The sequence below is a fragment of the Curtobacterium citri genome (assembly GCF_030362955.1).
Taxonomy (GTDB): Bacteria; Actinomycetota; Actinomycetes; order Actinomycetales; family Microbacteriaceae; genus Curtobacterium; species Curtobacterium citri.
This window is the reverse complement of record NZ_JAUCML010000003.1, coordinates 37,927-64,815: the sequence shown is the minus strand read 5'-3', so window position 1 is coordinate 64,815 and position 26,889 is coordinate 37,927. Positions and strand designations below refer to the sequence as shown.

General features: G+C 72.2%; 22 protein-coding genes. 13 read left to right on the top strand and 9 right to left on the bottom strand.

The annotated features are described in order from the left end of the window. The first annotated feature begins 112 nt into the window (after nt 1–112). Entirely contained in the window at nt 113–1,126 is a 1,014-nt protein-coding gene (locus QUG92_RS05095) for a glycerophosphodiester phosphodiesterase family protein (RefSeq protein ID WP_289457945.1), read from the top strand. Here the strand turns inward: QUG92_RS05095 and QUG92_RS05090 are convergent. Next, entirely contained in the window at nt 1,100–1,621 is a 522-nt protein-coding gene (locus QUG92_RS05090) for a hypothetical protein (protein WP_182045418.1), read from the bottom strand. The two genes, QUG92_RS05095 and QUG92_RS05090, sit on opposite strands and share 27 nt — an antisense overlap. Before the next feature lie 111 nt (nt 1,622–1,732). On the opposite strand from QUG92_RS05090, the gene QUG92_RS05085 reads away from it, so the two are divergent. Continuing rightward, nucleotides 1,733–4,201: an ATP-dependent helicase gene (locus QUG92_RS05085; protein WP_182045419.1), complete on the top strand. Its 2,469-nt coding sequence runs from the start codon at nt 1,733–1,735 to the stop codon at nt 4,199–4,201. A 138-nt stretch (nt 4,202–4,339) separates the two neighbouring features. Here the strand turns inward: QUG92_RS05085 and QUG92_RS05080 are convergent, their stop codons facing one another. From QUG92_RS05080 to QUG92_RS05060, 5 genes are all read right to left on the bottom strand, one after another. After that, nucleotides 4,340–4,975 carry a pyridoxal 5'-phosphate synthase gene (locus tag QUG92_RS05080; RefSeq protein ID WP_289457944.1) on the bottom strand — a complete coding sequence of 212 codons (636 nt, stop codon included), beginning with the start codon at nt 4,973–4,975 and terminating at the stop codon, nt 4,340–4,342. A gap of 33 nt (nt 4,976–5,008) precedes the next feature. Continuing rightward, a complete protein-coding gene (locus tag QUG92_RS05075; protein ID WP_289457943.1) occupies nt 5,009–5,857 on the bottom strand; it encodes an oxygenase MpaB family protein in 849 nt (282 codons plus the stop codon). 47 nt (nt 5,858–5,904) lie between these two features. After that, nucleotides 5,905–6,267 (bottom strand): hypothetical protein, encoded by a 363-nt coding sequence (locus tag QUG92_RS05070; RefSeq protein ID WP_182045423.1) that lies wholly within the window; start codon nt 6,265–6,267, stop codon nt 5,905–5,907. A gap of 46 nt (nt 6,268–6,313) precedes the next feature. Next, a complete protein-coding gene (locus QUG92_RS05065; RefSeq protein WP_069712858.1) occupies nt 6,314–6,607 on the bottom strand; it encodes a hypothetical protein in 294 nt (97 codons plus the stop codon). A gap of 268 nt (nt 6,608–6,875) precedes the next feature. Then, nucleotides 6,876–8,507 (bottom strand): RecQ family ATP-dependent DNA helicase, encoded by a 1,632-nt coding sequence (locus QUG92_RS05060; protein ID WP_289457942.1) that lies wholly within the window; start codon nt 8,505–8,507, stop codon nt 6,876–6,878. Between the two features lie 225 nt (nt 8,508–8,732). On the opposite strand from QUG92_RS05060, the gene sucC reads away from it, so the two are divergent. From sucC to QUG92_RS05045, 3 genes are all read left to right on the top strand, one after another. Next, on the top strand, nt 8,733–9,902 hold the full coding sequence (gene sucC, locus QUG92_RS05055; protein ID WP_289457941.1) for an ADP-forming succinate--CoA ligase subunit beta: 1,170 nt from the start codon (nt 8,733–8,735) through the stop codon (nt 9,900–9,902). Between the two features lie 11 nt (nt 9,903–9,913). Next, nucleotides 9,914–10,801 (top strand): succinate--CoA ligase subunit alpha, encoded by an 888-nt coding sequence (gene sucD / locus QUG92_RS05050; RefSeq protein ID WP_182045426.1) that lies wholly within the window; start codon nt 9,914–9,916, stop codon nt 10,799–10,801. Between the two features lie 148 nt (nt 10,802–10,949). Then, nucleotides 10,950–12,965 (top strand): cell division protein PerM, encoded by a 2,016-nt coding sequence (locus QUG92_RS05045; protein WP_289457940.1) that lies wholly within the window; start codon nt 10,950–10,952, stop codon nt 12,963–12,965. A 28-nt stretch (nt 12,966–12,993) separates the two neighbouring features. Here the strand turns inward: QUG92_RS05045 and QUG92_RS05040 are convergent, their stop codons facing one another. Beyond that, complete coding sequence (locus QUG92_RS05040) at nt 12,994–13,962, bottom strand: SDR family NAD(P)-dependent oxidoreductase (RefSeq protein WP_289457939.1); 969 nt, start codon at nt 13,960–13,962, stop codon at nt 12,994–12,996. 100 nt (nt 13,963–14,062) lie between these two features. Here QUG92_RS05040 and QUG92_RS05035 point away from each other — a divergent pair, with 100 nt between their 5' ends. The 5 genes from QUG92_RS05035 (at nt 14,063) to QUG92_RS05015 (ending at nt 21,485) form a co-directional block, all read left to right on the top strand. Continuing rightward, nucleotides 14,063–14,899: a helix-turn-helix transcriptional regulator gene (locus QUG92_RS05035; RefSeq protein WP_289457938.1), complete on the top strand. Its 837-nt coding sequence runs from the start codon at nt 14,063–14,065 to the stop codon at nt 14,897–14,899. Nucleotides 14,900–14,909: 10 nt separating this feature from the next. Then, a complete protein-coding gene (gene purN, locus QUG92_RS05030; protein WP_182045430.1) occupies nt 14,910–15,503 on the top strand; it encodes a phosphoribosylglycinamide formyltransferase in 594 nt (197 codons plus the stop codon). Continuing rightward, entirely contained in the window at nt 15,500–17,143 is a 1,644-nt protein-coding gene (gene purH, locus QUG92_RS05025; RefSeq protein ID WP_289457937.1) for a bifunctional phosphoribosylaminoimidazolecarboxamide formyltransferase/IMP cyclohydrolase, read from the top strand. Before purN ends, purH begins: the two co-directional genes overlap by 4 nt. 599 nt (nt 17,144–17,742) lie before the next feature. Continuing rightward, on the top strand, nt 17,743–19,566 hold the full coding sequence (locus tag QUG92_RS05020) for an ABC transporter ATP-binding protein (protein ID WP_289457936.1): 1,824 nt from the start codon (nt 17,743–17,745) through the stop codon (nt 19,564–19,566). A gap of 110 nt (nt 19,567–19,676) precedes the next feature. Next, a complete protein-coding gene (locus QUG92_RS05015; RefSeq protein WP_182045454.1) occupies nt 19,677–21,485 on the top strand; it encodes an ABC transporter ATP-binding protein in 1,809 nt (602 codons plus the stop codon). A gap of 77 nt (nt 21,486–21,562) precedes the next feature. Here QUG92_RS05015 and QUG92_RS05010 read toward each other — a convergent pair whose 3' ends face one another. Both QUG92_RS05010 and QUG92_RS17095 read right to left on the bottom strand, forming a co-directional pair. After that, nucleotides 21,563–22,894: a hypothetical protein gene (locus QUG92_RS05010; RefSeq protein ID WP_289457934.1), complete on the bottom strand. Its 1,332-nt coding sequence runs from the start codon at nt 22,892–22,894 to the stop codon at nt 21,563–21,565. Continuing rightward, nucleotides 22,888–23,502 (bottom strand): ABC transporter ATP-binding protein, encoded by a 615-nt coding sequence (locus QUG92_RS17095; protein WP_353062757.1) that lies wholly within the window; start codon nt 23,500–23,502, stop codon nt 22,888–22,890. The genes QUG92_RS05010 and QUG92_RS17095 overlap by 7 nt, the downstream gene beginning before the upstream one ends. A gap of 185 nt (nt 23,503–23,687) precedes the next feature. Here QUG92_RS17095 and lanKC point away from each other — a divergent pair, with 185 nt between their 5' ends. From lanKC to QUG92_RS04990, 3 genes are all read left to right on the top strand, one after another. Continuing rightward, nucleotides 23,688–26,213, top strand: a complete 2,526-nt coding sequence (gene lanKC / locus QUG92_RS05000) for a class III lanthionine synthetase LanKC (RefSeq protein WP_289457932.1) — start codon at nt 23,688–23,690, stop codon at nt 26,211–26,213. A 4-nt stretch (nt 26,214–26,217) separates the two neighbouring features. Continuing rightward, nucleotides 26,218–26,349 (top strand): hypothetical protein, encoded by a 132-nt coding sequence (locus QUG92_RS04995; protein ID WP_289457931.1) that lies wholly within the window; start codon nt 26,218–26,220, stop codon nt 26,347–26,349. Between the two features lie 100 nt (nt 26,350–26,449). After that, the gene (locus QUG92_RS04990) at nt 26,450–26,875 is read left to right on the top strand and encodes a DUF805 domain-containing protein (RefSeq protein ID WP_182045433.1); all 426 of its coding nucleotides are present in this window, start codon (nt 26,450–26,452) and stop codon (nt 26,873–26,875) included. Nucleotides 26,876–26,889: the final 14 nt, after the last annotated feature.

Sequence of the window (26,889 nt, the reverse complement as noted above, 5' to 3'; positions counted from 1 at the left end):
CCGCCGACGATCCGTGTCCCGGCTGGGAACGACGCCGCGCGGCTGAGCGGATGTGTCCACAGGTACACCTGCGGGTCACCGGGCGGCAGGAGCGAGCGGCTACGGTCGGCCCATGACGCGCGTGATCGCCCACCGGGGCGCCTCCGGACACCGGCCCGAGCACTCCCGGGGCGCCTACGAACTGGCCGTGGAGCTCGGTGCCGACGCGATCGAACCCGACCTGGTGCCCACGAAGGACGGCGTCCTGGTCCTCCGGCACGAGAACGAGGTGTCCGGGACGACCGACGTCGCCGAGCGTCCGGAGTTCGCGCACCTGCGGACGACGAAGACGGTCGACGGGCAGAGCGTCACCGGGTGGTTCACCGAGGACATGACGTGGGACGAGGTCCGGACGCTCCGGGTCCGGGAGCGCCTGCCCGCGCTGCGACCCGCCTCCGCGGCCCATGACGGCGAGGGGACGGTGCTGCGCCTCGAGGACCTCCTCGGGATCCTCGACGCCGCCCCGCGTGCGGTCGGGCTGGTGGCCGAGGTCAAGCACGCCACCTTCTTCGACCGGGCCGGGTTCCCGATGGCGCAGCTGCTCGACGACGCGCTCGGGGACGCCGGCTGGCGCGGTGACGAGCGCCTGACCGTCGAGTCGTTCGAGAAGACCGTGCTCCGGCAGCTCGGCTCGCGTGGCACGGGTGGTCGGCTCGTGTACCTCCAGGAGGCCCGTGGCAGCGCCGCTGACGAGGTCGCCGCCCACGGGTCAGCGGCTCCGTCGTGGGCCTCGGAACGGACCGACGAGGCGCTCGCCGCGTTCGCCGGGGAGTTCCACGGCATCAGCGTCGACCTGCGGACCCTGATGGCGGGGGCGGACACCGTCTCCGTCGACGATGCGCGGCCGGTGCGGAGCGTGGTCGTCGACCGGGCGCACGCGGTCGGGCTCGCCGTCTACACCTGGACGCTGCGGCCGGAGAACCGGTTCCTGCCGGCTCCGCTGCGGCGCGGGGGCGACGTCGCGGCGCACGGCGACTGGGAGCGGTGGTTCACGTCGGTGGTGCGCACCGGCGTCGACGGGGTGTTCGCGGACCACCCGGACCTGGCGGTGCGGGCGCGGTCACTCGTCGAGGGTGCGACCGGCTGATCCGTCAGCTCCGCACGTCGGCACGCGGCGGGGTCGCCGTCGCGGCACCGCCGCGGTCCGCCACGTGGCGATCGCGGCAGCAGCGGCCGCCGAGAGCGCGATGAGCAGGCGGAGGCCCGGGAGGGGTGCCCAGGCGTGGGACCAGTAGGTCTCGAGCAGCCAGACGCAGAGCGCCGCCAGGGCGCCGGCGAGCAGGGCGTGCGCGACGGCGTGCACGCCGCGTCGGACTGAGCACCGGGTGAGCGCCCACCCGAGTGCGTACGTGCACGGGAGCGCCACGATCGCGCCGCCGATGGTCACGAGCCCGGCGACGACGGCGAGGAGGAGGATCGTGAGGGCGAGCGCGGGCGGGCCGTCGGGCGCCCCGATGCCCCCGTCGGCGAGGAAGGACCAGCCGGCCCCGCCCGTGATGGTCACGGGCGTCGTGACGAACGACATCCAGCGCCAGCTCCGCTCGACGAGCTCGACGGCGTCGCCTGCGGTCCACGTCCTCATGCCGACAGCCTGCACGGGTGGAGGCCAGGGCCCTGCCCTCGCGCCCGGCGCTGTGCCTCCGGACCCACGACCTCGGCAGCTGTCGGGGGCCGCGCCTAGACTGACCCGGTCATGACGATCGTGCTCGACCCCTTCGACCAGTCCCCCGAGCCGGGCGCGGGCAACCGCGCCGGCGGGTACGACGACCCCTTCACCGCGGGTCTCAACCCCCAGCAGAAGGAGGCCGTCGAGTACCGCGGCGAGTCGCTGCTCATCGTGGCCGGTGCGGGTTCCGGCAAGACGAGCGTCCTCACCCGACGCATCGCCCTGCTGCTCGCCAACCGTGAGGCCTGGCCGTCGCAGATCCTGGCGATCACCTTCACGAACAAGGCCGCCGCCGAGATGCGCGAGCGCGTGCAGGCCCTGGTCGGCCAGGCCGCCGAGGGCATGTGGATCTCGACGTTCCACTCGGCGTGTGTCCGGATCCTCCGGCGCGAGGCCGAGCGCTTCGGCTTCCCGCAGTCGTTCACGATCTACGACTCGGCGGACTCGCGTGCGCTGCTCAAGCGGATCATCAAGGAGCTCGAGGCCGACTCGCTCGGGCTGACCGTGGGTGCTGCGGCGTCGAAGATCTCGAAGCTCAAGAACGAGCTGCAGGACATCGACACCTACGCCCGGAACATCAACGCGAACGACCCGCAGGAGGTCATGTTCACCGAGGTGTTCCGGCGGTACACGAACGAGCTGCGTCGCGCGAACGCGTTCGACTTCGACGACCTGATCGGGCAGACGGTCTTCCTGTTCCGAGCCTTCCCCGAGATCGCCGCGCTCTACCAGCGCCGCTTCCGGTTCGTGCTGGTCGACGAGTACCAGGACACCAACCACGCCCAGTACGCCCTGATCCGGGAGCTCACCCGTCCGGTGCCCGTCGAGCAGGTCGACAAGCTCGAGGACGCCGGGCAGCACGTCGAGCGGATGCGCGAGGCCGACGGATCGATCGCCCCGGCGTCGCTCACCGTCGTCGGTGACTCGGACCAGTCGATCTACGCCTTCCGCGGCGCCGACATCCGCAACATCGTCGAGTTCGAGCGGGACTTCCCGAACTCGAAGGTGATCCTGCTCGAGCAGAACTACCGGTCGACGCAGACCATCCTCGACGCCGCGAACGCCGTCATCGCGAACAACTTCGACCGTCAGGCGAAGAACCTGTTCACCGACGTCGGCGCGGGCGACAAGATCGTCGGCTTCACCGGGTACACCGGCCACGACGAGGCCCAGTTCGTGGCGGACGAGATCCAGCGGCTGCACGAGGAGGGCACGTCCTACCGCGACGTCGCCGTGTTCTACCGGACCAACTCGCAGACGCGTGCGCTCGAGGAGATCTTCATCCGCTCGGCCATCCCGTACCGGGTGCTCGGCGGCACGAAGTTCTACGAGCGCGCCGAGATCAAGGACGCCATGGCGTACCTGATCACCGTCGCCAACCCGGCGGACCCGCTGTCGCTCCGCCGCATCCTCAACGTGCCGAAGCGCGGCATCGGTGCCGTCACCGAGACGGCACTGCAGCGCTACGCCGACGAGCACGAGACCTCGGTGCGCGACGCCCTGCGGCACGCCGACGAGCTCGGCTTCGGCCCGAAGGTGCGGAACGCGATCACGGCGTTCGCCGAGTTGCTCGACTCGGTCTCCGAGAAGGCCCCGACGCAGCCGGTCGTCGACACCCTCACGCAGCTGCTCGACGGCTCGGGCCTGCTCGAGAACCTGCGGAAGTCGCCGGACGCGCAGGACGCCGCGCGGGCGGACAACATCGACGAGCTCGTCGCGGTGACGCGCGAGTTCCAGAAGAACAACCCCGAGGGCACGCTGTCCGACTTCCTGACCGAGGTCTCCCTGGTCGCAGCGGCCGACGAGCTCGACGACTCGTCTGGCACGGTGTCGCTCATGACCCTGCACACGGCGAAGGGACTGGAGTACGACGCGGTCTTCCTCACCGGTGTCGAGGAGGACCTGCTCCCGCACCGGATGTCGGCGAACGAGCCCGGGGGCCCCGCGGAGGAACGCCGATTGTTCTACGTCGGCATCACCCGTGCGAAGAAGTCGCTCTTCCTGTCGCTGGCGATGACCCGCGCGCAGTTCGGCGACGTCAACGTCGCGATGCCCTCCCGCTTCCTGCAGGAGATCCCCGAGGGCCTCATCGACTGGAAGCAGTCGCCGGGCATGGCGAACAGCCGCGGCGGCACCGAGCCCCGCGCGCTGAACGCCCGTCGCGGCGGGGGCCCTGGCGGCTTCGGCGGTGCGGGCTCCGGCGGTGGTGGCGGGTACCGCGGCGGTGGCGGCTTCGGCGGCGGGTCGTACGACCGTGCGGCCGCTGCCGCGAAGACCCGCCCGAAGACCGAGTGGGCGAACCGGGTGTCCGGGCAGGTCCGCGACAACGGCGACATGGAACTCGTCGCCGGCGATCGGATCAAGCACGTCGACTTCGGCGAGGGCACGGTGTCCGCCGTGACCGGTCAGGGCGCGAAGCGCATCGCCGAGATCGCGTTCGACGCCGCGGGTCGCAAGAAGCTCCTCATCAAGATCGCCCCGATCGAGAAGCTCTAGCGCACCATCCGCACCGCGTCGAGGCCGGTCGGACCGGCGTCGAACCACGATCCCGACGACGAACCAGGCCGATCGGCTGGTTCGACGTCGCATCCGTGGTTCGACACCGACCGAGCGTCGCGCACGCGACGCCAGCACCTACGGCTGCAACCGCGCCACGTCCCACCCGTCGCCCGCGCGGACGTACTGCAGCCGCCGGTGCATCCGGTCGCGGCTGCCCTGCCAGAACTCCACCACGTCCGGCTCGAGCCGCCACGCCACCCAGCCCTCGGGTCGCGGCACGTCGTCGTCCGTGTCGGACAGCAGCACGTTCGCGTCGTCGATCAGGTCCTGCAGCGTCCGGGGTTCGAGCACGTCCGACTGGTCGGCGATCGCGGTCGCGGCGCGCGACTTCGGCGAACGGTCGGCGAACAGCGCGTCGGACTCCTCGTCGGACAGCTGCACCGCCCGGCCCTCGAACCGGAGCTGCTGCATGCTCTCGCGCCAGTACACCTGGAGCGCCGCGTGCGGGTTGTCGGCGAGCTGGCGCCCCTTCGGGCTGAGCGTCGAGGTGCCGAACACGAGGCCGCGGTCGTCGAGTCGCTTGACGTCGACGGTCCGGGCGCTGACCCGGCCGTCCGAGCCGGCGGTCGCCAGCGTCATCGACATGGGCTCGGACACGTCCCGGTCGGCGGCACCGTCGAGCCACGCGTGCGCGACGTCGAACGGCGACGCGGGAGGCGCGTCGAACTCGGGCAGGTGCAGGGAGTCGTCACCGGAGAGCGAACTGGACATGGTCCCACCCAACCGCCCCGTCCGCGTCGTCGCTCAGGTTCGGTGCGCGTACCGCGCGGCGGTCCGGTGCATCGCCCGCAGGAGCAGCGGCCCGGGCAGGCGGAGCACCCACCCCGGCACGAGCGCCCGCAGCCCGCGGACGAGCCGGACCACCCGCCGGAAGCGCCGTCGCTCGCGCGGGCCCCACGGGAACCCGTACTGCCGACGCAGGGCCTCCGGCAGCATGCCGACCGTGACGACCCGGACGAGCGGCATCGCCGCACGCACCCACAGCGGCGCGAACCGCGGGTGCAGCAGGTCGCGGACGATCCCGCGGGCGTCGTCGGTCACGCGCAGGGTCGGCAGCGTGCGCTCCCAGTACGCGTCGAAGGCCGTGACCGAGGCGAACCAGCCGTCTGCGGGTACGCGCAGCGCCGTCGCGATCGGGGCGTAGGCCGCGAGCACCCGCTCGGCGTCGTCGGCCGACAGGGGGTCGCCGAAGAGCGCGTGCGCGTCCCGCGCGGAGTCGAAGAGCGTCGCGGCGACCCAGCGCTGGCGGTCGACCTCGTCGGCCCCGGCGACCGTCCGGTGCGCCCGGTCCACGAACGCGGCGGCGACGGCGGTGTCGCGCTCCGTCCCGATGACCACGGCGTAGACGAACATCAGGGTGTGGGCCAGCCGCTGCTGCGGTCGGCACGCGAAGTCGGAGTGCCGCCGGACGCCCGCCCCGACCACCGGGTCGGCGATCTGCAGCAGGATGGCGCGGCCGCCCGCCGCGACCGGCGTGCTGTCCGCCAGCCAGCGGCGCAGGGCACGGTCGCCACGGGACGGGGCACGGTCACCACGGGACGGCCGGGAGGCACGGGTCCGGCCCGCCACGGATGCCCGACCGGCCGTCTCCACGCCTCCGCCGACGGGGCGGGGGTGGGGCGCGCCTCCCGGCCGGTGCGTCACGGACGCGGTCCCGACCGTCGCGTGCGGCGGACCGAGGCGGTGTCGGCGACCAGGGCCGCCGCGAGGGCGACCACACCGCCCACCAGGGCGGCGACGAGCCAGCCGGGGCTCGCGACGGTGCCGCTCGCGGCCGCGAGCAGGGTCACGACGAGCCAGATCGCTGGGAGCGGCCAGAGGTGCTTCGTCGCCCCCGTGAGCACGGCCAGCGCGACGCCGGCCACCAGGAGCGGCAGCCACGCGAGGGTCCCGGTGCGCGAACCCGAGTGGGCGGCGGCCGCCACGAGCAGCAGCGACGCCAGGGAGAGCAGCCGGGTCAGCGCGGGCGTGGCCCGGACACGGTCACGGACGCCACGGAGCACGGCCCGATCGTACTGGGCCGTGCTCCGGAGGTGGTGCGGGGGACGCTCAGAGCGGCTTCGTGCCGAGGTCGCCGCCGAGGTCCGGGCGGTCGGTGTCGTCGTCGTGCTCCCAGAGGTCGGGCGAGCCCTCGCGGGGTGCGCCACCGGTGGGGCCGTCGTCCGAGCCGTCGCCCGGCTGGGGCTCCACGGTCTCGCCGGCGACGGCGTCGTTCGTGACGGTCTCGAGGGACTCCTCGGACTCGTCGACCTCGTACGGGCCGACGTGTTCGCGGTCCACGTCGTCGTTGCGGCGCTCCTGGGCGTCGAAGTCGTCGACGGGGCTGATGCCGGGGTCGCTCATGGTGCAGTCCTTCCGTGGGTGTCGGGCTCCGGCGTCGTGTCCGGCCGCCGGGCCGTCGGGTCTCCCTGTGTACGCCGTCCGCCTGACGGGTCGTCCGGGTCGCGCACTCCCGGGGCGGCTTCGCGTCGTGTTCACCTCGGCGTCACCTGCGGGTCACGATCGCGGGTCACACTCGCCGTGCTCGGGGGAGTGGAGCGCGGTCGCCGACGGGTGGTCGAGCGACCGCGCCTTCCCCCGACCGAGACGCCGGAGCGGCCGGAGCCGCGCGTCAGACGCGCTCGAGCAGGTGCCGCTCCTCGACGTCGGCCAGGCCGAGCGTCTTGTAGCCGGCCGACTCGAAGAACACCGTCAACCGGTCGTCCTCCGTGCTCATCACCGTGCCGCGACCCCACTGGGCGTGCTCGACCGGCGCCTCCGGGGGCCAGGCGTCGTCGTTCGCACCGTCGGCACCGTGGGCGTCCGCGTCCCGGGCGGTCCCGGCCGTGCAGGTGTCGCAGTTGCCGCACGGCTCGGCGAGCTCGTCGCCGAAGTACCCGAGCAGGAACTGCCGACGGCAGCCCGAGGTCTCGGCGAAGCGGCGCATCATCGCGATCCGCGACTCCTCGATCTCCTCGCGCTCCTTCGCCTGCGCCTTCGCGAGGCCCGCCGCCGCCTCGGCGTCGCGGGGACCGTCCGGTCGCCGGGTGAGACCGTCCTCGCCGTCGTCGAGCGCACCCGCGTCGACGAGCGCGTTGGCCGCGCGGCCCGCGGTGCGTGCGGCGAGGCCGGAGCGCTCGGCGAGCTCGGAGCGGGCGACCGAGCCCTCGGCGGGGACGGCGTCGAACACGGCGCGGAGGGTGGCCGGACGCGGCGATCCGGACGCGAAGAAGCGTCGGAGGCCGAGGTCCTCGGCGCGGTAGTGCATCGTGGCGAGGCCGACGTCGCCGTCGCGGCCGGCGCGGCCCACCTCCTGGTAGTAGGCGTCGACCGACTCGGGGACGTCGGCGTGCACGACGAAGCGGACGTCGGGCTTGTCGATGCCCATGCCGAACGCGCTCGTGGCGACGACGACGTCGAGCTCGCCGTCGAGGAACTCGTGGTGGACCTGCTCGCGGTCCCGCACCCGCAGACCGGCGTGGTACGGCTTGGCCCGGCGGCCGCTCTCGACGAGCTCGTCCGCGTAGACCAGGGTCTCGGCGCGGGTCGCGACGTAGACGATGCCGACGCCCTCGAGCCCGGCGACCTGCTCGACGACGGCCTCGTGCTTCGACTCGTCGTCGCTGTGCCGGACGACCTCGAAGCGCAGGTTCGGCCGGTCGAAGCCGGTCGCGACGACGAGCGGGTCGCGCATGCCGAGCCGCTCGACGATCTCGGTGCGGACCGGCGTCGACCCGGTCGCGGTCATCGCGAGCACCGGCGGGCGCCCGAGCCGCTCGACGACCTCGCCGAGCACGAGGTAGTCCGGGCGGAAGTCGTGCCCCCAGCTCGACACGCAGTGCGCCTCGTCGACGGTGACGAGCGCGACGCCGGCGTCCCGCAGCTTCTCGACGACCTCGTCCTTCGCCAGCTGCTCGGGGGCCAGGAACACGTAGCGGGCCTCGCCGGACGCCACGGCGTCCCACGCGTCCTCGAGCTGCCGGCTGCCCCGGGTGGCGTTGATGGTCACGGCGCGCGGGGCGTCGGGGTGGTCCTCGATGCCGACGACCTGGTCCTCCTGCAGCGCGACGAGCGGGGAGACGACGACGACCGGCCCGTCGAGCGCGAGCGCGGCGACCTGGTAGATGGCGGACTTCCCGGACCCGGTGGGCATGAGCGCCAGCGCGTCGCGGCCGTCGAGGACGGCGTCGACGACCCGCTCCTGCTCAGGGTGGAGGTCCCAGCCGAAGACGTCGGCGGCGCGGGTACGGAGTTCCTTGTGCACCCGTCGACCGTGCCCCGTGCTCCCTGTCCGATCACCCGGCCGCTGCGTCCCCCGGCCAACCGCGGGGACCGGGCCCCGAGCGGTGCCTCGCCGCCGCGCACCCCGCGTCCACGCTGCGGCAGTATGGTGGGCGCGGCCGTTGTCTCGACATCGAGCGACCCTCGATGGTGAGTGCGACCCGATGACCGATGCCGATCGCACGAACCGTGCGGGAAGAAGAACAGCGTGGATCTTTTCGAGTACCAGGCCAGGGACCTCTTCGAGTCCTACGGCGTCCCTGTGCTGCAGGGCATCACCGCCGACACCCCGGAAGAGGCGAGGGCCGCGGCCGAGCGGATCGGCGGCGTGGTCGTCGTCAAGGCGCAGGTGAAGGTCGGCGGACGCGGCAAGGCCGGCGGCGTCAAGGTCGCGAAGACCCCCGACGAGGCGTTCGAGCACGCGAAGGCGATCCTCGGCCTCGACATCAAGGGCCACACCGTCCAGCGCGTGATGGTCGCCCAGGGCGCCGACATCGCCGAGGAGTTCTACTTCTCGGTGCTGCTGGACCGGGCCAACCGCTCGTACCTGTCGCTCGTGAGCGTCGAGGGCGGCATGGAGATCGAGCAGCTCGCGGTCGAGAAGCCCGAGGCGCTCGCACGCGTCGAGGTGAACCCGCTCACGGGCATCAACAAGGAGGCCGCGCTCGACATCGCGCGCCAGGCGAACTTCCCGGCGGAGCTGCAGGACCAGGTCGCGGACGTCTTCGAGAAGCTCTACGACGTGTTCGCGGGCGAGGACGCCACGCTCGTCGAGGTCAACCCGCTGGTCCGCACCGGCGACGGCCAGATCCTCGCCCTCGACGGCAAGGTCTCGCTCGACGAGAACGCCGACTTCCGCCACGAGGGCCACGCGCAGCTCGAGGACACCGCGAGCGAGGACCCGCTCGAGGCCAAGGCGAAGCAGCACGGCCTGAACTACGTGAAGCTCGACGGCCAGGTCGGCGTCATCGGCAACGGCGCGGGGCTCGTCATGTCGACGCTCGACGTCGTCGCGTACGCCGGTGAGCGCCACGGCGGCGTCAAGCCCGCCAACTTCCTCGACATCGGCGGCGGCGCATCGGCGGAGGTCATGGCGAACGGCCTCGACGTCATCCTCGGCGACCCGCAGGTCAAGAGCGTCTTCGTGAACGTCTTCGGCGGCATCACCGCCTGCGACGCCGTCGCGAACGGCATCGTCGCCGCACTCGGCATCCTCGGCGACGCGGCCACCAAGCCGCTCGTCGTGCGCCTCGACGGCAACAACGTGGAAGAGGGTCGTCGGATCCTGGCGGAGGCGGCGCACCCGCTCGTGACCGTCGCCGCGACCATGGACGATGCGGCCGAGCAGGCCGCCGAACTCGCCGCCGCAGCGGCCTGAAGGGACTGACCATGTCGATCTTCCTCAACAAGGACTCCAAGGTCATCGTCCAGGGCATCACCGGCGGCGAGGGCACCAAGCACACGGCGCTCATGCTGAAGGCGGGGACGAACGTCGTCGGTGGCGTCAACGCCCGCAAGGCCGGCACGACCGTCACGCACGGCGACGTCGAGCTCCCGGTGTTCGGCTCGGTGCGCGAGGCCATCGACACCACCGGTGCCGACGTCTCGATCGTCTTCGTCCCGCCGGCGTTCGCGAAGGACGCCGTGATGGAGGCGATCGACGCCGAGATCCCGCTCGTCGTCGTCATCACCGAGGGCATCCCGGTGCAGGACTCCGCCGCGTTCTGGGCGCACGCCAAGGCCCTCGGCGGGAAGACCCGCATCATCGGCCCGAACTGCCCCGGCATCATCACGCCCGGAGAGTCCCTCGTCGGCATCACCCCGGCGACGATCACCGGCAAGGGCCCGATCGGTCTCGTCTCGAAGTCCGGCACCCTGACCTACCAGATGATGTACGAGCTGCGTGACCTGGGCTTCTCGACCGCCATCGGCATCGGCGGCGACCCGGTCATCGGGACGACGCACATCGACGCGCTCGCCGCGTTCGAGGCCGACCCCGAGACCGAGGCCATCGTCATGATCGGCGAGATCGGTGGCGACGCCGAGGAGCGTGCGGCCGACTACATCAAGGCGCACGTCACGAAGCCGGTCGTCGGCTACGTCGCCGGCTTCACCGCGCCGGAGGGCAAGACGATGGGCCACGCGGGCGCCATCGTGTCCGGTTCGGCCGGCACGGCCGAGGCGAAGAAGCAGGCCCTCGAGGCCGCGGGCGTCAAGGTCGGCAAGACGCCGTCCGAGACGGCCGCGCTGCTGCGCGAGGTGGTCGCCGCGCGCTAGCGCGCGGTGTTCCGTCACCAGGAGACGGACGGGAGGCACGGTGCGGGTCTGCACCGTGCCTCCCGTCCTTCCTGTGGGGAGTCGTGAGTCTCCACAGGTGCCGCGCGGCTCGCCCGGTGAGCAGGGCACGGCACGTACCCTGACTGCGATGAACCGCCTGGGAACCGCACTGCTGGCCGCCGTCGAGGCGATCGTGACGGTCGGTGTCGGCATCGGCATCGCGCTCGTGCCGCTGACCCTGCTCTGGGGCTTCGAGTACGGGCTGCAGGTCGACTGGGACGTCTTCTGGAAGGCCGCGGGCAGCGTCTGGCTCGTCGGACACGGCGTGGACGTCACGTTCCACCTCGGTGCCGCCACGGCCGGCGCGTCCGGCATCGAGGGTGCGGGCGACCCCATCCACGTGACCCTCGCGGCCCTCGGCTTCGCGGTCGTCACGGCCTGGCTCGGAGGGCGGGCCGGTCGACGGTTCGCCGAGACGGAGCACCGCACGACGGGTCTGCTCGTCGGGACCGCGGGCGTGGCCCTGCTCGGACTCGCCATCGCGCTCTCGTCCACCTCCGCGGCGACCGAGCCGGTCGTCTGGCAGGCGATCGTGTTCCCGGCGCTCTGGTTCGCCGTCCCCGCACTCGTGACCGCCGAGGTGTGCCGCATGCGCCGCGGGCTGCCGGCGGACCCGCTGACCGGCCGGTTGCTCGACCAGGTCGGCCGGGTGCCCGTGCTGTGGCGCACCACCGCCGGCTTCGCCCTCCGAGCGGGCACCGCGGTGACCGCCGTCGTGGTCGCGGCCGCCGGGGTGGTCGTCGCCCTCCTGTTCGTCACCTCGTTCGCCGAGGTCATCGCCCTGTACGAGCGCTCGCACGCCGGGGTCATCGGCGGCATCGCGCTCACCGTCGGTCAGCTCGCGTTCCTGCCCGACCTGGTCGGGTGGGCCGTCGCCTGGCTCGTCGGCCCCGGGTTCGCCATCGGCACCGGGTCGAACGTCTCGCCGATCGGCACGGTCCTCGGCCCCATCCCCGGGATCCCCGTCTTCGGCGCCCTGCCCGCCTCCGGACACACCTTCGGCCTGCTCGGGGTGCTCGTGCCCGTCGTCGCCGGGTTCGTCGTGGCCGGGCTCATGCGGCCCGCGCTCGTGCGCGCGCTCGGCTCGGCGGACAGCCCGCTCCGCCGGGCGCTCGCCGGAGCGGCCACCGGTGTCGTGGCGGGCGTGCTGACCGGGGTGGCCACGGCGCTCACGTCGGGGTCCCTCGGCCCGGGCCGACTCACCCAGGCCGGGCCGGACGGCCTGCTCGTCGGCGTGTTCGCGGCCCTCGAGGTCGGCGTGCCGGCCGCGGTGGCGCTCGCCGTGGGGAGCGACCTCGTGCGGCTGCCCGAGCGCTCCCGGGGCCGCGACCGCTGGATAGAGGCCGACCAGGACGCTGCCGACGACGCCCGCGCCGGCTCGCTCGTCGCCGCACTCGACGAGGCCGGTGCCGGACGCGCCTCAGCGTCCCACCGGTTCACCGTCGAGGAGGCCCACGACTCGTCGACCCGTGCTGCCGGGGCCGCGTCGGACGACCACCCGACGGAGCCGATCGCCGACACCGACACCGACACCGACACCGACACAGCGCACGACGGTGCGCGCGAGCCCTCCTCGTCGCAGGAACACGAGCACGAGCACGAGCACGAGCACGAGCCTGTCATCGCCCGCCGCACACCCGTCGCGGAACCGGACGACGTGCCGCTGCCGGACTGGGCGCGGACCGACGCGGTCGCCGCCGAGCGGGTCGCTCCCGCACCGGCCGCCCCCGCACGTGGCGGCATCAGCGGGCTGCGGGACCGGCTCCGCGGCGCCGCCGACGACGTCCGGGCGCGCGCCGGCGACCTGCGCGACCGTGCCGGCGACCTGCGTGACCGCGTCGGCGGAACCGGCGCGGGCAGCACGAGGGACGACGGACCGCGACCGGTGGACGAGACGCTCCCGCACGCACCCGGCACCGAGCAGCAGCCCGCCTTCCCGTGGAGCACCGAGGAGTTCGTCGCCGGCCGCGACGACGCCGACGAGCCCAGCCCGGCGACGAACGGGCCGGCATCGCCCGCGACCGGCGGCACCCGCTGGGACCAGACCGACCAGATCGCCGAGGACGAGCTGCCCTGGTGGCGCCGTCCGAAGCACGACGCCTAGCGCTCCTCGGGTCGCGCCGTCGAACCGGTCAGCGCTGAGCCGCGGGTCGCACGACGATCTCGTTGACGTCCACGTCGGGCCGCTCGGCCACGGCGTACTCCACGGCGCGGGCGATGGCGTCGGCGGAGACGGAGTCGGCGCGGTAGGCCTCCATCGCGGCGGCGGCCGTCGCGTCGGTGATCGTGGAGGCCAGCTCCGACTCGGTCACGCCCGGTGAGATCGTCGTCACCCGGATCCCCCTGGGCGACTCCAGGCGGAGGCCCTCGGTGATCGCCCGTGCCGCGTACTTCGTGCCGCAGTAGACGGCCCCCGTCGGCGTGACGCTGTGGGCACCGATCGACGCCATCGTCACGAAGTGGCCGGCGCCCTGCGCGAGCATCGTCGGGAGGGTCGCCGCGATGCTGTGCAGGAGCCCGCGCACGTTGACGTCGATCATCTGGTCCCACTGCTCGACGAGCCCGGAGGACAGGGGCGAGAGCGGCATCACGCCGGCGTTCGCAACCACCACGTCGATGCGCCCGAACCGCGCGGTGGCCGCGTCGGCGAACGCCTGTGTGGAGGCGAGGTCGGTGACGTCCGTCGGTACCGCCAGGGCCTGGCCGCCCGCGCCCTCGATCTCCGTCACGAGGGATCCGAGACGGTCGACCCGGCGAGCCCCCAGGACGACGGGGTGACCGGCCGAGGCGAGCCGGAGCGCGGTCGCCCTGCCGATACCGCTGGAGGCACCTGTGACGAGCACGACCTTCCGGCGTCGCAGCACCATGCCGCCGTGGTGCAGGACGTCGTCGCGGAAGTCGCCGTCCGCGGTGAAGCCGGTGTCGTCCCGGTACTCGACGTGGGCTCCGGCGACCTCGTAGCTGCCGGTGTACGCGGCCTCGCGGTCACCGCGGGCCTCGACGTACCGGCCTCCGGTGCGGAGCTCGTGACGGACGCGGCCGTCGGCCGTGACCCAGAGGCCGAGGTAGGGGTGGGGGGTGGTGGGAGTGTCGTCGTTCACGGAGCCAGCGTCCGTCTCGTGTGCAGGGCTTCCCGTGCCGCGTCGTTCCGGGGTGTGCCACGACCAGGGAGGCGGTCGCCGTCGGAACTACCCTGTCAGCGTGCCGTCGTCCTCTGCCGACCTTGCCCTGGGCGCGTACCTGCGGGCGATCCGCGGTCGTCTCTCCCCGGAGGCGCTCGGCCTGCCCTATGGCGGGCTCCGCCGCGTGGCCGGCCTCCGGCGAGAGGAGGTGGCGGTGCTGGGTGGCCTCAGCGTCGACTACTACACGCGCCTCGAACAGGGGCGCGAGGTCAGCCCCGGGTCGGCGGTGCTCGACGGCATCGCCGACGGGCTCGAGCTGGAGGGCGACGAGCGCGACCACCTCTTCACCCTCGCCGGGCTCGTCCCGCCGCCGCGGCGGTCCCGCGCACCCGGCTCGGTCTCACCGGCGCTCGGTCAGCTCCTCGACTCGTGGTCAGCGCACCCGGCGTTCGTGATCGACCCGGCCCACGACGTCCTCGCAGCGAACGCCCTCGCCCGCGGCGTCCACGCACCGTTCGCCCGGTTCGACAACCTCGTCCGGATGACCTTCACCGATCCGGTTGCTCGCGACTTCCACGTGGACTGGTCGAGGACCGCGGACTCGACCGTCGCCAGCCTGCGCGCCGCGACCGCCGAGCACGGAGCCGACCCTGGCCTCCTGGCGGTCGTGGCCGAGGTGCGCGGACGCAGCGACGAGTTCGAGGAACGCTGGAGTGCGCAGCGGGTGCAGCGGAAGGCCGCGACGACCAAGCGGTTCGTGCACGGAGAGGTCGGTGGGCTGGAGTTCGACGCGCACAGCTTCGCCGTGCAGGGGTCGCCGGGGCTGCAGCTGGTCGTCTACGGCTGCGCCCCGGGGTCCGCGACAGCGCAGGCGCTCCCGCTGCTGGCGATCGGCGGGGCGGTCGTCCGCCGCTAGGCTGGACCCCGTGCTCGAACTGGTCGTCCTGATCTCCGGTACCGGCTCGAACCTCCGAGCCCTGCTCGAGGCGACGACCGACGCCGAGTACCCCGCCCGCGTGGTCGCGATCGGGGCGGACCGTGACGCCGAGGGCCTCGGCCTGGGCGAGGAGTTCTCGATCCCCACCTTCACGGTGCCGTTCTCCCGGTTCGCCACGCGCGAGGAGTGGGGCGCCGAGCTCGCCGCGCAGATCCGCCCGTGGACGCCCGACCTGCTCGTGCTGTCCGGCCTCATGCGCCTGCTGCCGCACGCCGTGGTGTCCGAGTTCGCCCCGGCGATCATCAACACCCACCCGGCGTACCTGCCCGAGTTCCCCGGTGCGCACGGCGTCCGGGACGCCCTCGCCGCCGGCGTCGAGCAGACGGGCGCGAGCATCATCCAGGTGGACGACGGCGTCGACACCGGACCGATCCTGGCGCAGGAGCGCGTCCCGGTGCTGCCGGGCGACACCGAGTCGACGCTGCACGACCGCATCAAGCCGGTCGAACGCCGCCTGCTCGTCCAGACCATCCTCGACATCGCCAACGGCACCACCGACCTGAAGGGCACCCCGAGCGCATGAGCGTGCACGCCGCCGACCCCAGCCTCTACCGCCACCGCGACGTCGTGCCCGTGCGGCGCGCACTCGTCTCGGTGAGCGACAAGTCCGGCCTGCTCGAGCTCGCCGGCGCCCTGGCCGACGCCGGCGTCGAGCTCGTGTCGACGGGCAGCACGGCGCAGACGATCCGCGACGCCGGCTACGCCGTCACCGACGTGTCGAGCGTGACGGGCTTCCCCGAGTCGCTCGACGGCCGCGTGAAGACGCTGCACCCGGCCGTCCACGCCGGCCTGCTCGCCGACCTGCGCCTCGAGTCGCACGAGCAGCAGCTCGCCGACCTCGGGATCGCGCCGTTCGAGCTCGTGGTCGTGAACCTGTACCCGTTCGTCGAGACGGTCGCCTCGGGCGCCGAGCCCGCGACCGTGGTCGAGAACGTCGACATCGGCGGCCCCGCGATGGTCCGGGCGTCCGCGAAGAACCACCCGAACGTCGCGATCGTCGTGTCGCCGTCGTCCTACGCCGAGGTCGTCGAGGCCGTCCGCGCCGGTGGGACCACGCTCGGGCTCCGGCAGCGGCTCGCCGCCCAGGCCTTCGCGCACACCGCCTCGTACGACGCCGCGGTCGCCGCGTACTTCGCGTCCGACGTGGTCGGGTCCGCCGGGGCCGCCGGGCACGGCACCGGTGCGGGCGACGTCGAGACGCCGGGGTCGTTCGACGACTCCCTCCGCCTGGAGGCCGACCTGACCGCGACGCTCCGCTACGGCGAGAACGCGCACCAGGCCGCGGCGCTGTACACGACCGCCGGGGGAGCGGGCATCGCGCAGGCGACGCAGCTGCACGGCAAGGAGATGTCGTACAACAACTACGTCGACGCCGACGCGGCCGTCCGTGCCGCGTACGACTTCGACACCCCGGCCGTCGCGATCATCAAGCACGCCAACCCGTGCGGCATCGCGATCGCCCCGGCGGACGCCGTCGACCCGATCGCCTCGGCACACGCCGCCGCCCACGCCTGCGACCCGCTGTCGGCGTTCGGCGGGGTCATCGCCGCCAACCGCCCCGTCACGAAGCAGATGGCCGAGACGGTCCGCGACATCTTCACCGAGGTGGTCGTGGCACCGGCGTTCGACCCCGAGGCGCTCGAGATCCTGTCGCAGAAGAAGAACATCCGCCTGCTCACGCTGCCGGCGGACTTCGCGCTCGCGACCCGCGAGGTCAAGCAGGTCTCCGGCGGTTTCCTCGTGCAGGACGCCGACCGCTTCACCGCGTTCGACCAGTCCACCTGGACGCTGGTGTCCGGCGAGCCCGCCGACGCCGCGACCCTGGCCGACCTGGCGTTCGCGTGGAAGGCGAGCCGCGCCGTGAAGTCGAACGCCATCCTGCTCGCCGACCAGGGCGCGAGCGTCGGTGTCGGCATGGGCCAGGTCAACCGGGTCGACTCCTGCCACCTCGCGGTCAATCGTGCCGGGGAGCGGGCCGCGGGGTCCGTCGCAGCGAGTGACGCCTTCTTCCCGTTCGCCGACGGGCTGCAGGTCCTGCTCGACGCCGGTGTCCGTGCCGTCGCCCAGCCGGGCGGCAGCGTGCGGGACGACGAGGTGGTCGCGGCGGCGCAGGCAGCGGGCGTGACGATGTACCTGACGGGTGAGCGGCACTTCTTCCACTGAGCCCACTGGGCCTACTGGGCCCACCGGGCGCACTGAGCCGTGCTCAGATCGACGGCGTCCAACAACGCCGGAGCCATTGCGCGACAGCAGCGACTGTGAATAGTCTGTAAGGCTCCGCACCGAGTACCGACGATCGCAACCGGATCGGCCGTGCCGGCGGACACAACGGTGACGAAGACGACGACTGGAGTGACGATGGACGCGACGACCGGAACAGTGGCGACGGCTGCCCGGACGGGTCTCGTGTCCCTCGTGGGGACCACTCCCGCTCCGCGACCCCGTACCGGAGCGGCCCTGCCGCTGCGGTACCGAGCCGCGGCCGCCGCCTAGCCAGGCCCCTCCCACGGCCCCGCGCCCGACGACCTGTCGGCGAGCGCGGACCGTCCGCTGAGAACCCGGGGACCCGCGTCCCCGGTGCCCACCGGCCCGGTCGACGTCACGCGAGTGACGGCGACGGCGCGCGACCACGCGCCCGGCCGACGACCCACGCAAGGCCACACCGTGCCTCCCGGCCGGACCGCCACCCGCCGACGTGACCCGTCGACGGGACCGGCGACCCGACCGAGCGGACGCGGCACGACGCACGAGGACGCAACCGCATGTCCACAACGCCCGACCAGGCGCTCCCGTCCACCGACCGCCCCTCGACCCTGCGCGCCATCGCGCGCATCTACCCGTACGTCAAGCCGTACCGCTGGCGGCTGCTCGGCGGCATGGCCGCAGCGATGGGCGCCTCGCTCGTCGCCCTGGCGATCCCGTACGTGCTCCAGTGGCTCGTCGACGGTCCGCTGTCGTCGCGCGACGCCGCGCTCATCTGGCCCGCCGGTCTCGGCGTGCTCGCGCTCGGCGCGCTCGAGGCGTTCTTCATCGCGTCGCGCCGCCGGCTGGTGATGCGCCCGTCGACGCGCATCGAGACGAGCATGCGCAACGCGCTGTACGCGAAGCTGCAGGACCTGCCGGTGTCGTTCCACGACCGCTGGGAGTCCGGGCAGCTGCTGTCCCGCTCGGTGTCCGACCTGTCGCTCATCCGCCGGTGGCTGGCGTTCGGCGTCGTGCTGCTCGTGGTGAACATCGTCACGATCGCGGTCGGCTTCGTCGTGCTGTTCACCTTCGGGTGGCTGCTCGGCCTGATCTTCCTGGTGGCGTCGATCCCGTTGTGGATCAACGGCCTGCTGTTCGAGCGGAAGTACTCCGTGGTCGCGCGGCGCAGCCAGGACCAGGTCGGCGACCTCGCGACCAGCGTCGAGCAGTCGGTGCACGGTATCCGCGTGCTCAAGGCGTTCGGTCGCGGTCGGAGCAAGCTCGAGGAGTTCAGCGAGCAGGCCGAGGCGCTGCGCGGGACCGAGATCGAGAAGGCGAAGGCCATCGCGAGCATCTGGCTGTGGCTGCTGCTGGTGCCGGACGTCGCGTTCGCGCTCTGCCTGCTCGCCGGCATCTGGCTGGCGTCGCAGGGCGAGCTCACCGTCGGACAGCTGTTCGCGTTCTTCGCGACGGCGACCGTGCTGCGGTTCCCGATCGAGTCGATCGGCTTCTTCCTGTCGATGACGTTCGACACCCGGACCGCCGTCGACCGGTTCTTCGAGGTCATGGACTCCGAGAACACGATCGAGGACCCGGCGGAGCCGAGGACCATCGCCGAGCCGCACGGGGCGCTGTCGTTCAACGCCGTGCACTTCCGGTACCAGGACGCCACGGACGCGTACCCCGACCTGGTCGACGGGGTCGAGCTGCAGCTGCAGCCCGGCGAGACCATGGCGCTCGTCGGCCTGACCGGCAGCGGCAAGACGACCCTGCTGTCGCTCGTGCCGCGGCTCTACGACGTCACCGGCGGCTCGATCACGATCGACGGCGTCGACGTGCGGGACCTGTCCCGCGCCGAGCTCCGTCGGCACGTCGGTGTCGCGTTCGAGGACGCCACGCTCTTCTCGACGAGCGTGCGGGACAACGTGCTGCTCGGACGTCCGGACCTGTCCGGGGACGAGGCCGAGCGGATCCTGCGCGAGGCCCTCGACATCGCGCAGGCGTCGTTCGTCGACGACCTGCCCGAGGGCGTCGACACCCGCGTCGGCGAGGAGGGCCTGTCGCTCTCCGGCGGCCAGCGCCAGCGGCTCGCCCTGGCCCGGGCCATCGCCGCCCGGCCGTCGGTGCTCGTGCTCGACGACCCGCTGTCGGCGCTCGACGTCGACACCGAGGCCCGCGTCGAGGCGGGGCTCCGACGGGTCCTCGCGGACACGACGTCGCTCATCGTCGCCCACCGCCCCTCCACCGTGACGCTCGCCGACCGGGTGGCGCTCATGGAGGGCGGCCGCATCACCGCCGTCGGCACCCACTCGGAGCTGATGGCCACCAACGAGCACTACCGCTACGTCATCTCGTCGCTCGACGAGGACGACGCACCCGCCCGAGAGGAGGCGATGGCATGAGCCAGCAGGAGCAGGTACCGCCCGTGGACACGGCAGTCGGGTCGGGAGGCGCGGACCCCGTCCTCGACGAGGCCGCGGCCGCGCAGGCTGCCGCCCCGATCACCGCGTCGATCACCACGCAGGGCGTGCGCGGCGAGGAGCGCGAGGACTTCACCAAGGCGGAGAGCAAGCGCCTGCGGCGTCGCTCCCTCGCTCTGCTCGGGTCGCTCGCCGCGCCCCTGAAGGCACGGCTCGTGCTGCTCGGGGTCGTCGTGGTGGTGTCCACCGCGGGCACCGTCGCCGGTCCGGCGCTCATCGCGTGGGGCATCGACAACGCCCTGCCCCGGGTGATGGACGAGAACGACTGGGTGCCGGCGTTCGGCGTCGTGGCGACGTACATCGTCGTCGCGGTGCTCGGCGCCGTCCTGACCGCCTGGTACACCGTGCTGGCGGCGCGGATCAGCCAGGCGATCCTGTTCGACCTGCGGAAGCGGGTGTTCCTGCACACGCAGCGGCTCTCGCTCGAGTTCCACGAGACGTACACCTCGGGGCGGATCATCTCGCGGCAGACGAGCGACCTCGACTCGATCCGCGAGCTGCTCGACTCCGGCCTGAACCAGCTCATCCAGGGCGTGCTCTACATGGTGTTCACGGGCATCGCGCTCGTGCTGCTCGACCCGACGTCCGGGCTCGTGCTCGCGGTGTCGCTCGTGCCGCTCTGGTTCCTGATCCGCTGGTTCCAGACGAACTCGCAGACGCTGTTCCGGGCCACCCGCGTGACCTCGGCGCGCGTCATCGTGCACTTCGTCGAGACCATGACCGGCATCCGGGCGGTGCAGGCGTTCCGCAAGGAGTCCCGCAACCGCGACGAGTACGGCCGCTACGTCGAGGACTACCGCGTCGCGAACACGAAGGTGTTCAACCTGTTCGGGACGTTCGACCCGGTGCTCGTGCTCATCGGCAACGCCACGCTCGCGGCCGTCGTCATCGTCGGTGGCTTCCGGATCGTCGGGGGCTCGCTCGAGGTCGGCGCACTGCTCGCGGTCGCGCTGTACGCCAAGCGGTTCTTCGACCCGGCCCAGGAGCTCGCGATGTTCTACAACGGGTACCAGTCGGCCTCGGCGGCGATGGAGAAGATCTCCGGCGTCCTCGAGGAGCGGCCGTCGGTGCCGGACCCCGCGAAGCCGGTGCGCCTGCCCGAGGCGACGGGCGCGATGGACTTCGACGACGTCGAGTTCGCCTACAACGCCGGCAAGGTCGTGCTCCCCGAGTTCGACCTGCACATCCCGGCGGGGCAGACGATCGCGCTCGTCGGGTCGACCGGTGCCGGCAAGTCGACGCTCGCGAAGCTCATGGCGCGGTTCTACGACCCGTCGCGGGGCTCGGTGCGGCTCGACGGGGTGGACCTGCGGGAGATCGACCCGAAGGACATGCGGCGCGCGATCGTCATGGTGACGCAGGAGGCGTACCTGTTCTCCGGCTCGGTCGCGGACAACATCGCGCTCGGCAAGCCGGGGGCGACGCGCGACGAGATCGTGCGGGCGGCGGAGGCGGTCGGCGCGCACACGTTCATCGAGGCCCTGCCCGACGGGTACGACACCGACGTGAACAAGCGCGGCGGTCGGGTGTCGGCCGGGCAGCGGCAGCTGCTGTCGTTCGCCCGGGCGTTCATCGCCGACCCGAAGGTGCTCATCCTCGACGAGGCCACGGCGTCGCTCGACATCCCGTCGGAGCGGCTCGTGCAGGAGGGGCTCGAGACCCTGCTCGCGGACCGCACGGCCGTGATCATCGCGCACCGACTGTCGACCGTCGCGATCGCCCACCGGGTGCTCGTGATGGAGTACGGCCGGATCGTCGAGGACGGCACGCCCGACGACCTCATCGCGGGGACCGGGCGCTTCGCGCAGCTGCACGCGGCCTGGCGCGACTCGCTCGTCTGACGGACCGGGCTGCAGCCGCGAGCGGGACGGGACCGCCCGATGGTGCAGGGATGACGCGCCCGGCACCATCGGGCGCGTCATCCGCGTGCCGGTACGTGGACACCTGCTGCCGCCGTCCTCACGGCCGCAGCGATCACGAGCAGCGCGCCCATGAGGAGCAGGAGTCCCGCCTCGACCGGGTTGCACACGGCGCTGACGAGGGCTCGGACGTCCAGACCCGCAGCGATGACGATCGGTGTGCAGGCGGCGAGGACGACGGCAAGGCTGAGCGATGCCGCGAGCACGGCTGAGGTCGCGGCCCCGAGCGCGGCCGCCGCGACGAGCGTCCGGAGGGGGACTCGAGCGGCGAGCAGCACCCTCGTCGCCGTCCTCCGCCGTGGATCCCCGGTCGCCGAGGCGATGATGCTCGCCCCGACAGCGAGCAGGAGGACGGGTGTCAACGTCAGGAGGATCGAGTTGACGTTGACGGTGGACGTCTCGCCCGCTCCGGTGAGGCGTGCGCTCGCGATGTCGCCGAGCGTGAACACTGCGACAGCGCCGCCGGTCAGTGACACGGATGCGAGGATCGGGCCCAGCGCCGCGGTCGATGCCCGCAGCGCCCCCGCTGCCGAACCGAGTCCGAGCACCCAGACGAGGCCCGTGCCGACCGTGTCAGGTCGGGAGAGAGCCGATGCGATGCGGCTCCTGAGAGTGTTCACGACCGTTGACGTGACGATGACGGCGAGTGCGAGCGACACGATCGAGAGGGCGATTCGCTGCTCGAGCGCCCGCACGGAGCTGACCGGCACGAGTGCGAGCCAGGCGGCGGTGCCCGTCCAGGTCATCGCGGCGACCGACAGCGCCACGGTCCGGGACGGGTGTCCTCTCGAGGGCCCCGCTTCGACAGGTCGGCGGATCGCGTCCACTGCGCTGGGCACCAGGGTCGCGCCGACGATGACCGAGGCCGCGACCCACGTCGGGGCACCGAACCGCAGGGGGATCTCGGTGGTGCCCAGTACGAGGGTCCCGACGCCCGTGATCGCAGCGTGAGCGCCAGCCAGGCCGAGGACGGTCGAGACACTGCTGACGGTGATGGTCTGCGCCAGGACGACGACGCGCGCCAGGGGCCGGCCCACACCGGATGCCGCCCACACCGTCCGACCATCGCGCAGGGCTGCGTGCGCTGATCTGGCCGAGCTCCCCGTGACGACCGCCGCGCAGACCGCCGCAGCGAGCACGCCCGGAGTGGTGAAGGAACGCAGCGATGCGCCGACGTCGCCCCCCAGTCCGCTCGCCGTCTCGACCAGACCGCACATCACCGACACGACGAAGGAGGTCAGGGCGACCTGCGCCGCGTACCCGGCCCAGTCGCGGGCCGACCGCCATGTGCCGAACGTCTCGGCAACGACGAACACGAGCCGGATCAGCACCGGACGTCCTCGAGCGCGGAGCGGAGGGACGCGCTGTCCTGACCACTCCTGTCGTGGAGGAGTCCGCCCTCGATCGTGAAGGTCTGGTCTCCCCTCGTCGCGAGCCGGAGGTCGTGCGTGACCACGAGGACCGCCGTCCCGGTGTTCGCGAGTTCCTGCAGCGCACCTGCGACGCTCTCCGCAGTGACCTCGTCGAGGGAGGAGGTCGGTTCGTCGACGAGAGCGACTGCCGGTCTGGACGCGATCAGCCGTGCGATCGCGACACGCTGGTGCTCACCCCCGGACAGGTCGTCGGGCCGACCGCGCCCGCGCCCCTCGAGCCCGACCCGATCGAGCGCAGCTTCGGCCCGAGCGCGCCAGTCCCGCCTGCCGCGGAGCCGATCAGGGAGCGCCACGTTGTTCAGGACGGAGAGCGACGGAACGAGATTGTCCGACTGGAGGACGATGCCGACTGCGCCCTCCCGGTCGCCTCGGTCGCGGCGTCGCGGATGCGGCCAGAGGTCAGTTCCGGCGATGCGGACGCTCCCGGATGACGGCCGTACCGCCCCGGCCAGGCACCGGAGCAGCGTCGACTTGCCGCAGCCCGACCTCCCGACGAGTGTGGTCATCGTCCCGCGGTCCGACGTGAACGAGACGCCGGACACGAGCTGCTTCCTCACGGGTCCGCGGCCCACTGCGAGCTCGACGCCTCGGACGTCCAGCGGTTCGGTGGAGGTCCTCGTCATGGTCATCTGCCTCGATTCCTCGTTGTAGGGTCAGGATACCGGCCGGTGACATGTCAAATGGGGACTTCGTGGACTTCACAACGTTCTGCTCGGACTCGAGTCCGTTCTACGAGCCCGACCACGAACGATCCGACCGGATCTCGTTGGCGGCGCCGACCTCGTGGCGCTCGGCGCCGGGACTCGCATGGACCGGTGTGTTCCCCGCCGGAGTCCGCCGTCGGACCCACGGTTGGAAGATCCACCTGTCGCTCTGCCCAGAGGCGTACGAGGAAGCGCTCCGCCTCGCTGCTGAGATCTGTTTCCGTGCAGACGTCGCGTTCAAGTACGTCCCGAGCGTCCTCGGCCTGATCGCGAGGAATGCGAAGAACGCCGATCGCTCTGCGTCGGGCAAGGCCGTCACGATCTACCCGACGTCCGACGATCAACTCGACAGCCTGGCGGAGGAGCTGCACGCGGCACTCCGATCCTTCGAGGGGCCGTACATCCTCTCGGACGTCCGGTTCCGGGCCGGGCCGGTCCACTTCCGTTACGGAGGATTCGAGCCGCTCTACGTCGAGCGTGGAGGACGGCGTGTCGCCGCTCGGCCGGACGCGAACGGGATGCTCGTCGAGGACGTCCGTGGTCCGCGCTTCGATGAACCAGCGGGGGTGCACGTCCCGGACTGCGTGGCAGAGGCGATCGCGGACTACCGACGCAGTCCGACCGACAACCCCCTGCTCGACTTCCGGTCGATCGAGCCGCTGCAGTTCTCGAACGCCGGCGGCGTGTACCTGGCGGCGGGCGAGGACGGGAAGCTGACCGTGCTGAAGGAAGCGCGCCGGTCGGCCGGGGTCGACGCGAACGGACGCTCCGCACGACAGCGGCTGCAGACCGAACACCGGAACCTGCAGGTCCTCGACGGCACCGGGATCGCGCCGGAACCGCTCCGACTCTTCGGTGTCCTGGAGCATGCGTTCCTCGAGATGGAGTTCCTCGGCGGACAGACCCTGTCCGCCAGGACCGTCGCGGAGCTGCCGGAACTCAGGGCGCGGGGACACCGCGGCGCCGTCGCCGCCACGTACGCGGACGCGAGCACCGAGATCGCACGCGGGCTGTTCGAGGCCGTCGAGCTCGCGCACAACTGCGGGGTCGTGGTCGGTGACCTGCACCCGAGCAACGTGATGCTGTCCCCTGCGCTCCGCGTCAGACTCATCGACCTGGAGGACCACCGCGAGCCGCACGAACGCGGGCGCTCGCCGTTCAACGCTCTCGGGTACCGAGCACCGGACGGGCTCGACGCGGCCGCGAGCGACTGGTATGCGTTCACAAGGACCGTCGCATCGATGTTCGATCCGAGCTTCGCGCGTGAACTCCTGGCTCCGCACCACTGGCAGTCGACCCTCGAACGCGTCCGCGAGCAGGGCACCGCAGAGCTCGCCGAACTCCTGGCGGAGGGCGAGGCCCGAGCTGGTGGTGCACGAGGGAGACGGGCATTCGCCGTCCAGGGTGTCGAGGTCTCGACGATCGAGACCTCCGGACTGGCTCCCGCCTTGCGCAGGGGAATCCGGCAGAGCCGCAGGCCGGGAGCGTCACGACGATTCCCGGGCGACCCTCGAGGGACCGAGGGGTTCGCGAGGATGTCGTGCGCCTTCGGGCTCGCGGGCGTCCTCCTCGCGCAGCTTCGCCTGGGGGAGGTGCCCGAGCCGGCTGACCTCGACTTCCTCGCGGGCGCGGCACAGGGCACCGACCGGATCGGGGCGTTCGACGGACTGTCGGGTGCGGCCTACGTCCTGGCGGCGGCGGGTCGGACGGAAGAAGCGCACGAGCTCCTCGAGCGAGTACGTCTCCTGGCTCCTGCGTCGGACGATTGCTCGCTCGCGACGGGCCTGAGCGGTGCCGCACTGGCGCTGCGAGCGCTGGACGCGGAGTTCGCCTGCGAGTTGCAGGACATCGTTCTCGGGAGAGTGTCGAGCGGCTCCGCGACCATCGCGCTCGACGCGTCTCCGGGTCTGCTCGGCGGCTGGACGGGGATCGCGCTGACGCTCGCCCTCTCGCCGGACAGCGCTCGCTCGGCCTCCGCGGACGAGGCGGCGCGCCGTGCCCTGGGCCGGGACTGCGACCAGATCAGGCGGTCGTCTGCCGGGACCATCGGGCTCCGCGAGACCGATGGGGACCGAGTGTTCCCCTACCTTGCGAACGGGACAGCCGGAGTCCTCCTGACACTCACCACGATGCGGCGTCGAGGACTCGTCGGCGAACACGACGCGTTGTGGACGCGGAACATCGACCGGCTGGTGGAGTCCTGCGCGGGCGGTGTGCAGGTCTTCGACGGGCTCTTCCACGGGAGTGCCGGGCTGCTGCTCGCACTGCGGAGTGCGATCGGACTCCACCCTGAGGTCGGCGAACTGGTGGTCAGCCTGCACGAACGACTGGCGCGCCGGTCCTTCAGTTGGCGTGGCGAAGTCCACATGGCGGGAGACGGGTGCCTCCGACTCTCCAGCGACCTCGCGACCGGAAGTGCCGGTGTGTTGTTGAGTCTCCCGACGACGCCGGATCCGCTCGCCTGGATTCCGGCGCGGACCGCGCCGGAGAACCACACCACAGAAGGGAGGTGAACTGATGGGATCGATCATCGAGATGCAGGGTCGTGCTCAGCGAGCTGAGATCACGCCGCTCGCGAGCGCGATCAGCCTGTTCGGCTGTGCTCACGGGCACAAGGAGAGCTCAGCGAGCTTCTGGGCGTGCGCGTGACGTCAGGGCGTGGTGTCCGGGCTGCAAACGAAGCCCGGCGCCCCGCCTGCCCTCGCGGCGCCTTCTGACGCAGCGGGCTGCACGTGGTTGGCTTGCTCCCATGAGCAACGACAGCGTGCAGCCCGGCGGCGTCGCCCTGCGCGATCCCTGGTACGGCGCACCCTTCTCCGCGGCGTTCCGGCGCTTCTGGCAGAAGTACACCGTGTTCACCGGGCGGGCGTCGCGTGCGGAGTTCTGGTGGTGGTGGGTCACGTCGTTCGTGGTCGGGCTCGTGCTGCAGCTCGTCCCGCAGCTGTTCACGCCCGGTAGCGCTGCGTTCGAGAACCCGGTCGGCTCGTACCTCTTCGTGCTCTGGGGTCTGGCGACGCTGGTCGGCTCGCTCGCGCTCGGCGCCCGTCGGCTCCACGACGCGAACCGGTCGGGCTTCTGGCAGTTCCTGCACGTGCTCGTCGGTATCGGCTCACTCGTGCTGCTCGTGCTGTTCCTGCTGCCGTCGAACCCGAAGGGCACGCGCTTCGACGTCTGAAGCGACCCGCGTGA

Bases quoted from the DNA above. Each gene is read 5' to 3' on its own strand.
- purH (WP_289457937.1), top strand. From the start codon at position 15,500: ATGAGCGTGCACGCCGCCGACCCCAGCCTCTACCGCCACCGCGACGTC.
- QUG92_RS05095 (WP_289457945.1), top strand. From the start codon at position 113: ATGACGCGCGTGATCGCCCACCGGGGCGCCTCCGGACACCGGCCCGAG.
- QUG92_RS05080 (WP_289457944.1), bottom strand. From the start codon at position 4,975: ATGTCCAGTTCGCTCTCCGGTGACGACTCCCTGCACCTGCCCGAGTTC.
- QUG92_RS05065 (WP_069712858.1), bottom strand. From the start codon at position 6,607: ATGAGCGACCCCGGCATCAGCCCCGTCGACGACTTCGACGCCCAGGAG.
- QUG92_RS17095 (WP_353062757.1), bottom strand. From the start codon at position 23,502: ATGACCACACTCGTCGGGAGGTCGGGCTGCGGCAAGTCGACGCTGCTC.
- QUG92_RS04990 (WP_182045433.1), top strand. From the start codon at position 26,450: ATGAGCAACGACAGCGTGCAGCCCGGCGGCGTCGCCCTGCGCGATCCC.
- sucD (WP_182045426.1), top strand. From the start codon at position 9,914: ATGTCGATCTTCCTCAACAAGGACTCCAAGGTCATCGTCCAGGGCATC.
- QUG92_RS05090 (WP_182045418.1), bottom strand. From the start codon at position 1,621: ATGAGGACGTGGACCGCAGGCGACGCCGTCGAGCTCGTCGAGCGGAGC.
- QUG92_RS04995 (WP_289457931.1), top strand. From the start codon at position 26,218: ATGGGATCGATCATCGAGATGCAGGGTCGTGCTCAGCGAGCTGAGATC.
- QUG92_RS05085 (WP_182045419.1), top strand. From the start codon at position 1,733: ATGACGATCGTGCTCGACCCCTTCGACCAGTCCCCCGAGCCGGGCGCG.
- QUG92_RS05020 (WP_289457936.1), top strand. From the start codon at position 17,743: ATGTCCACAACGCCCGACCAGGCGCTCCCGTCCACCGACCGCCCCTCG.
- QUG92_RS05045 (WP_289457940.1), top strand. From the start codon at position 10,950: ATGAACCGCCTGGGAACCGCACTGCTGGCCGCCGTCGAGGCGATCGTG.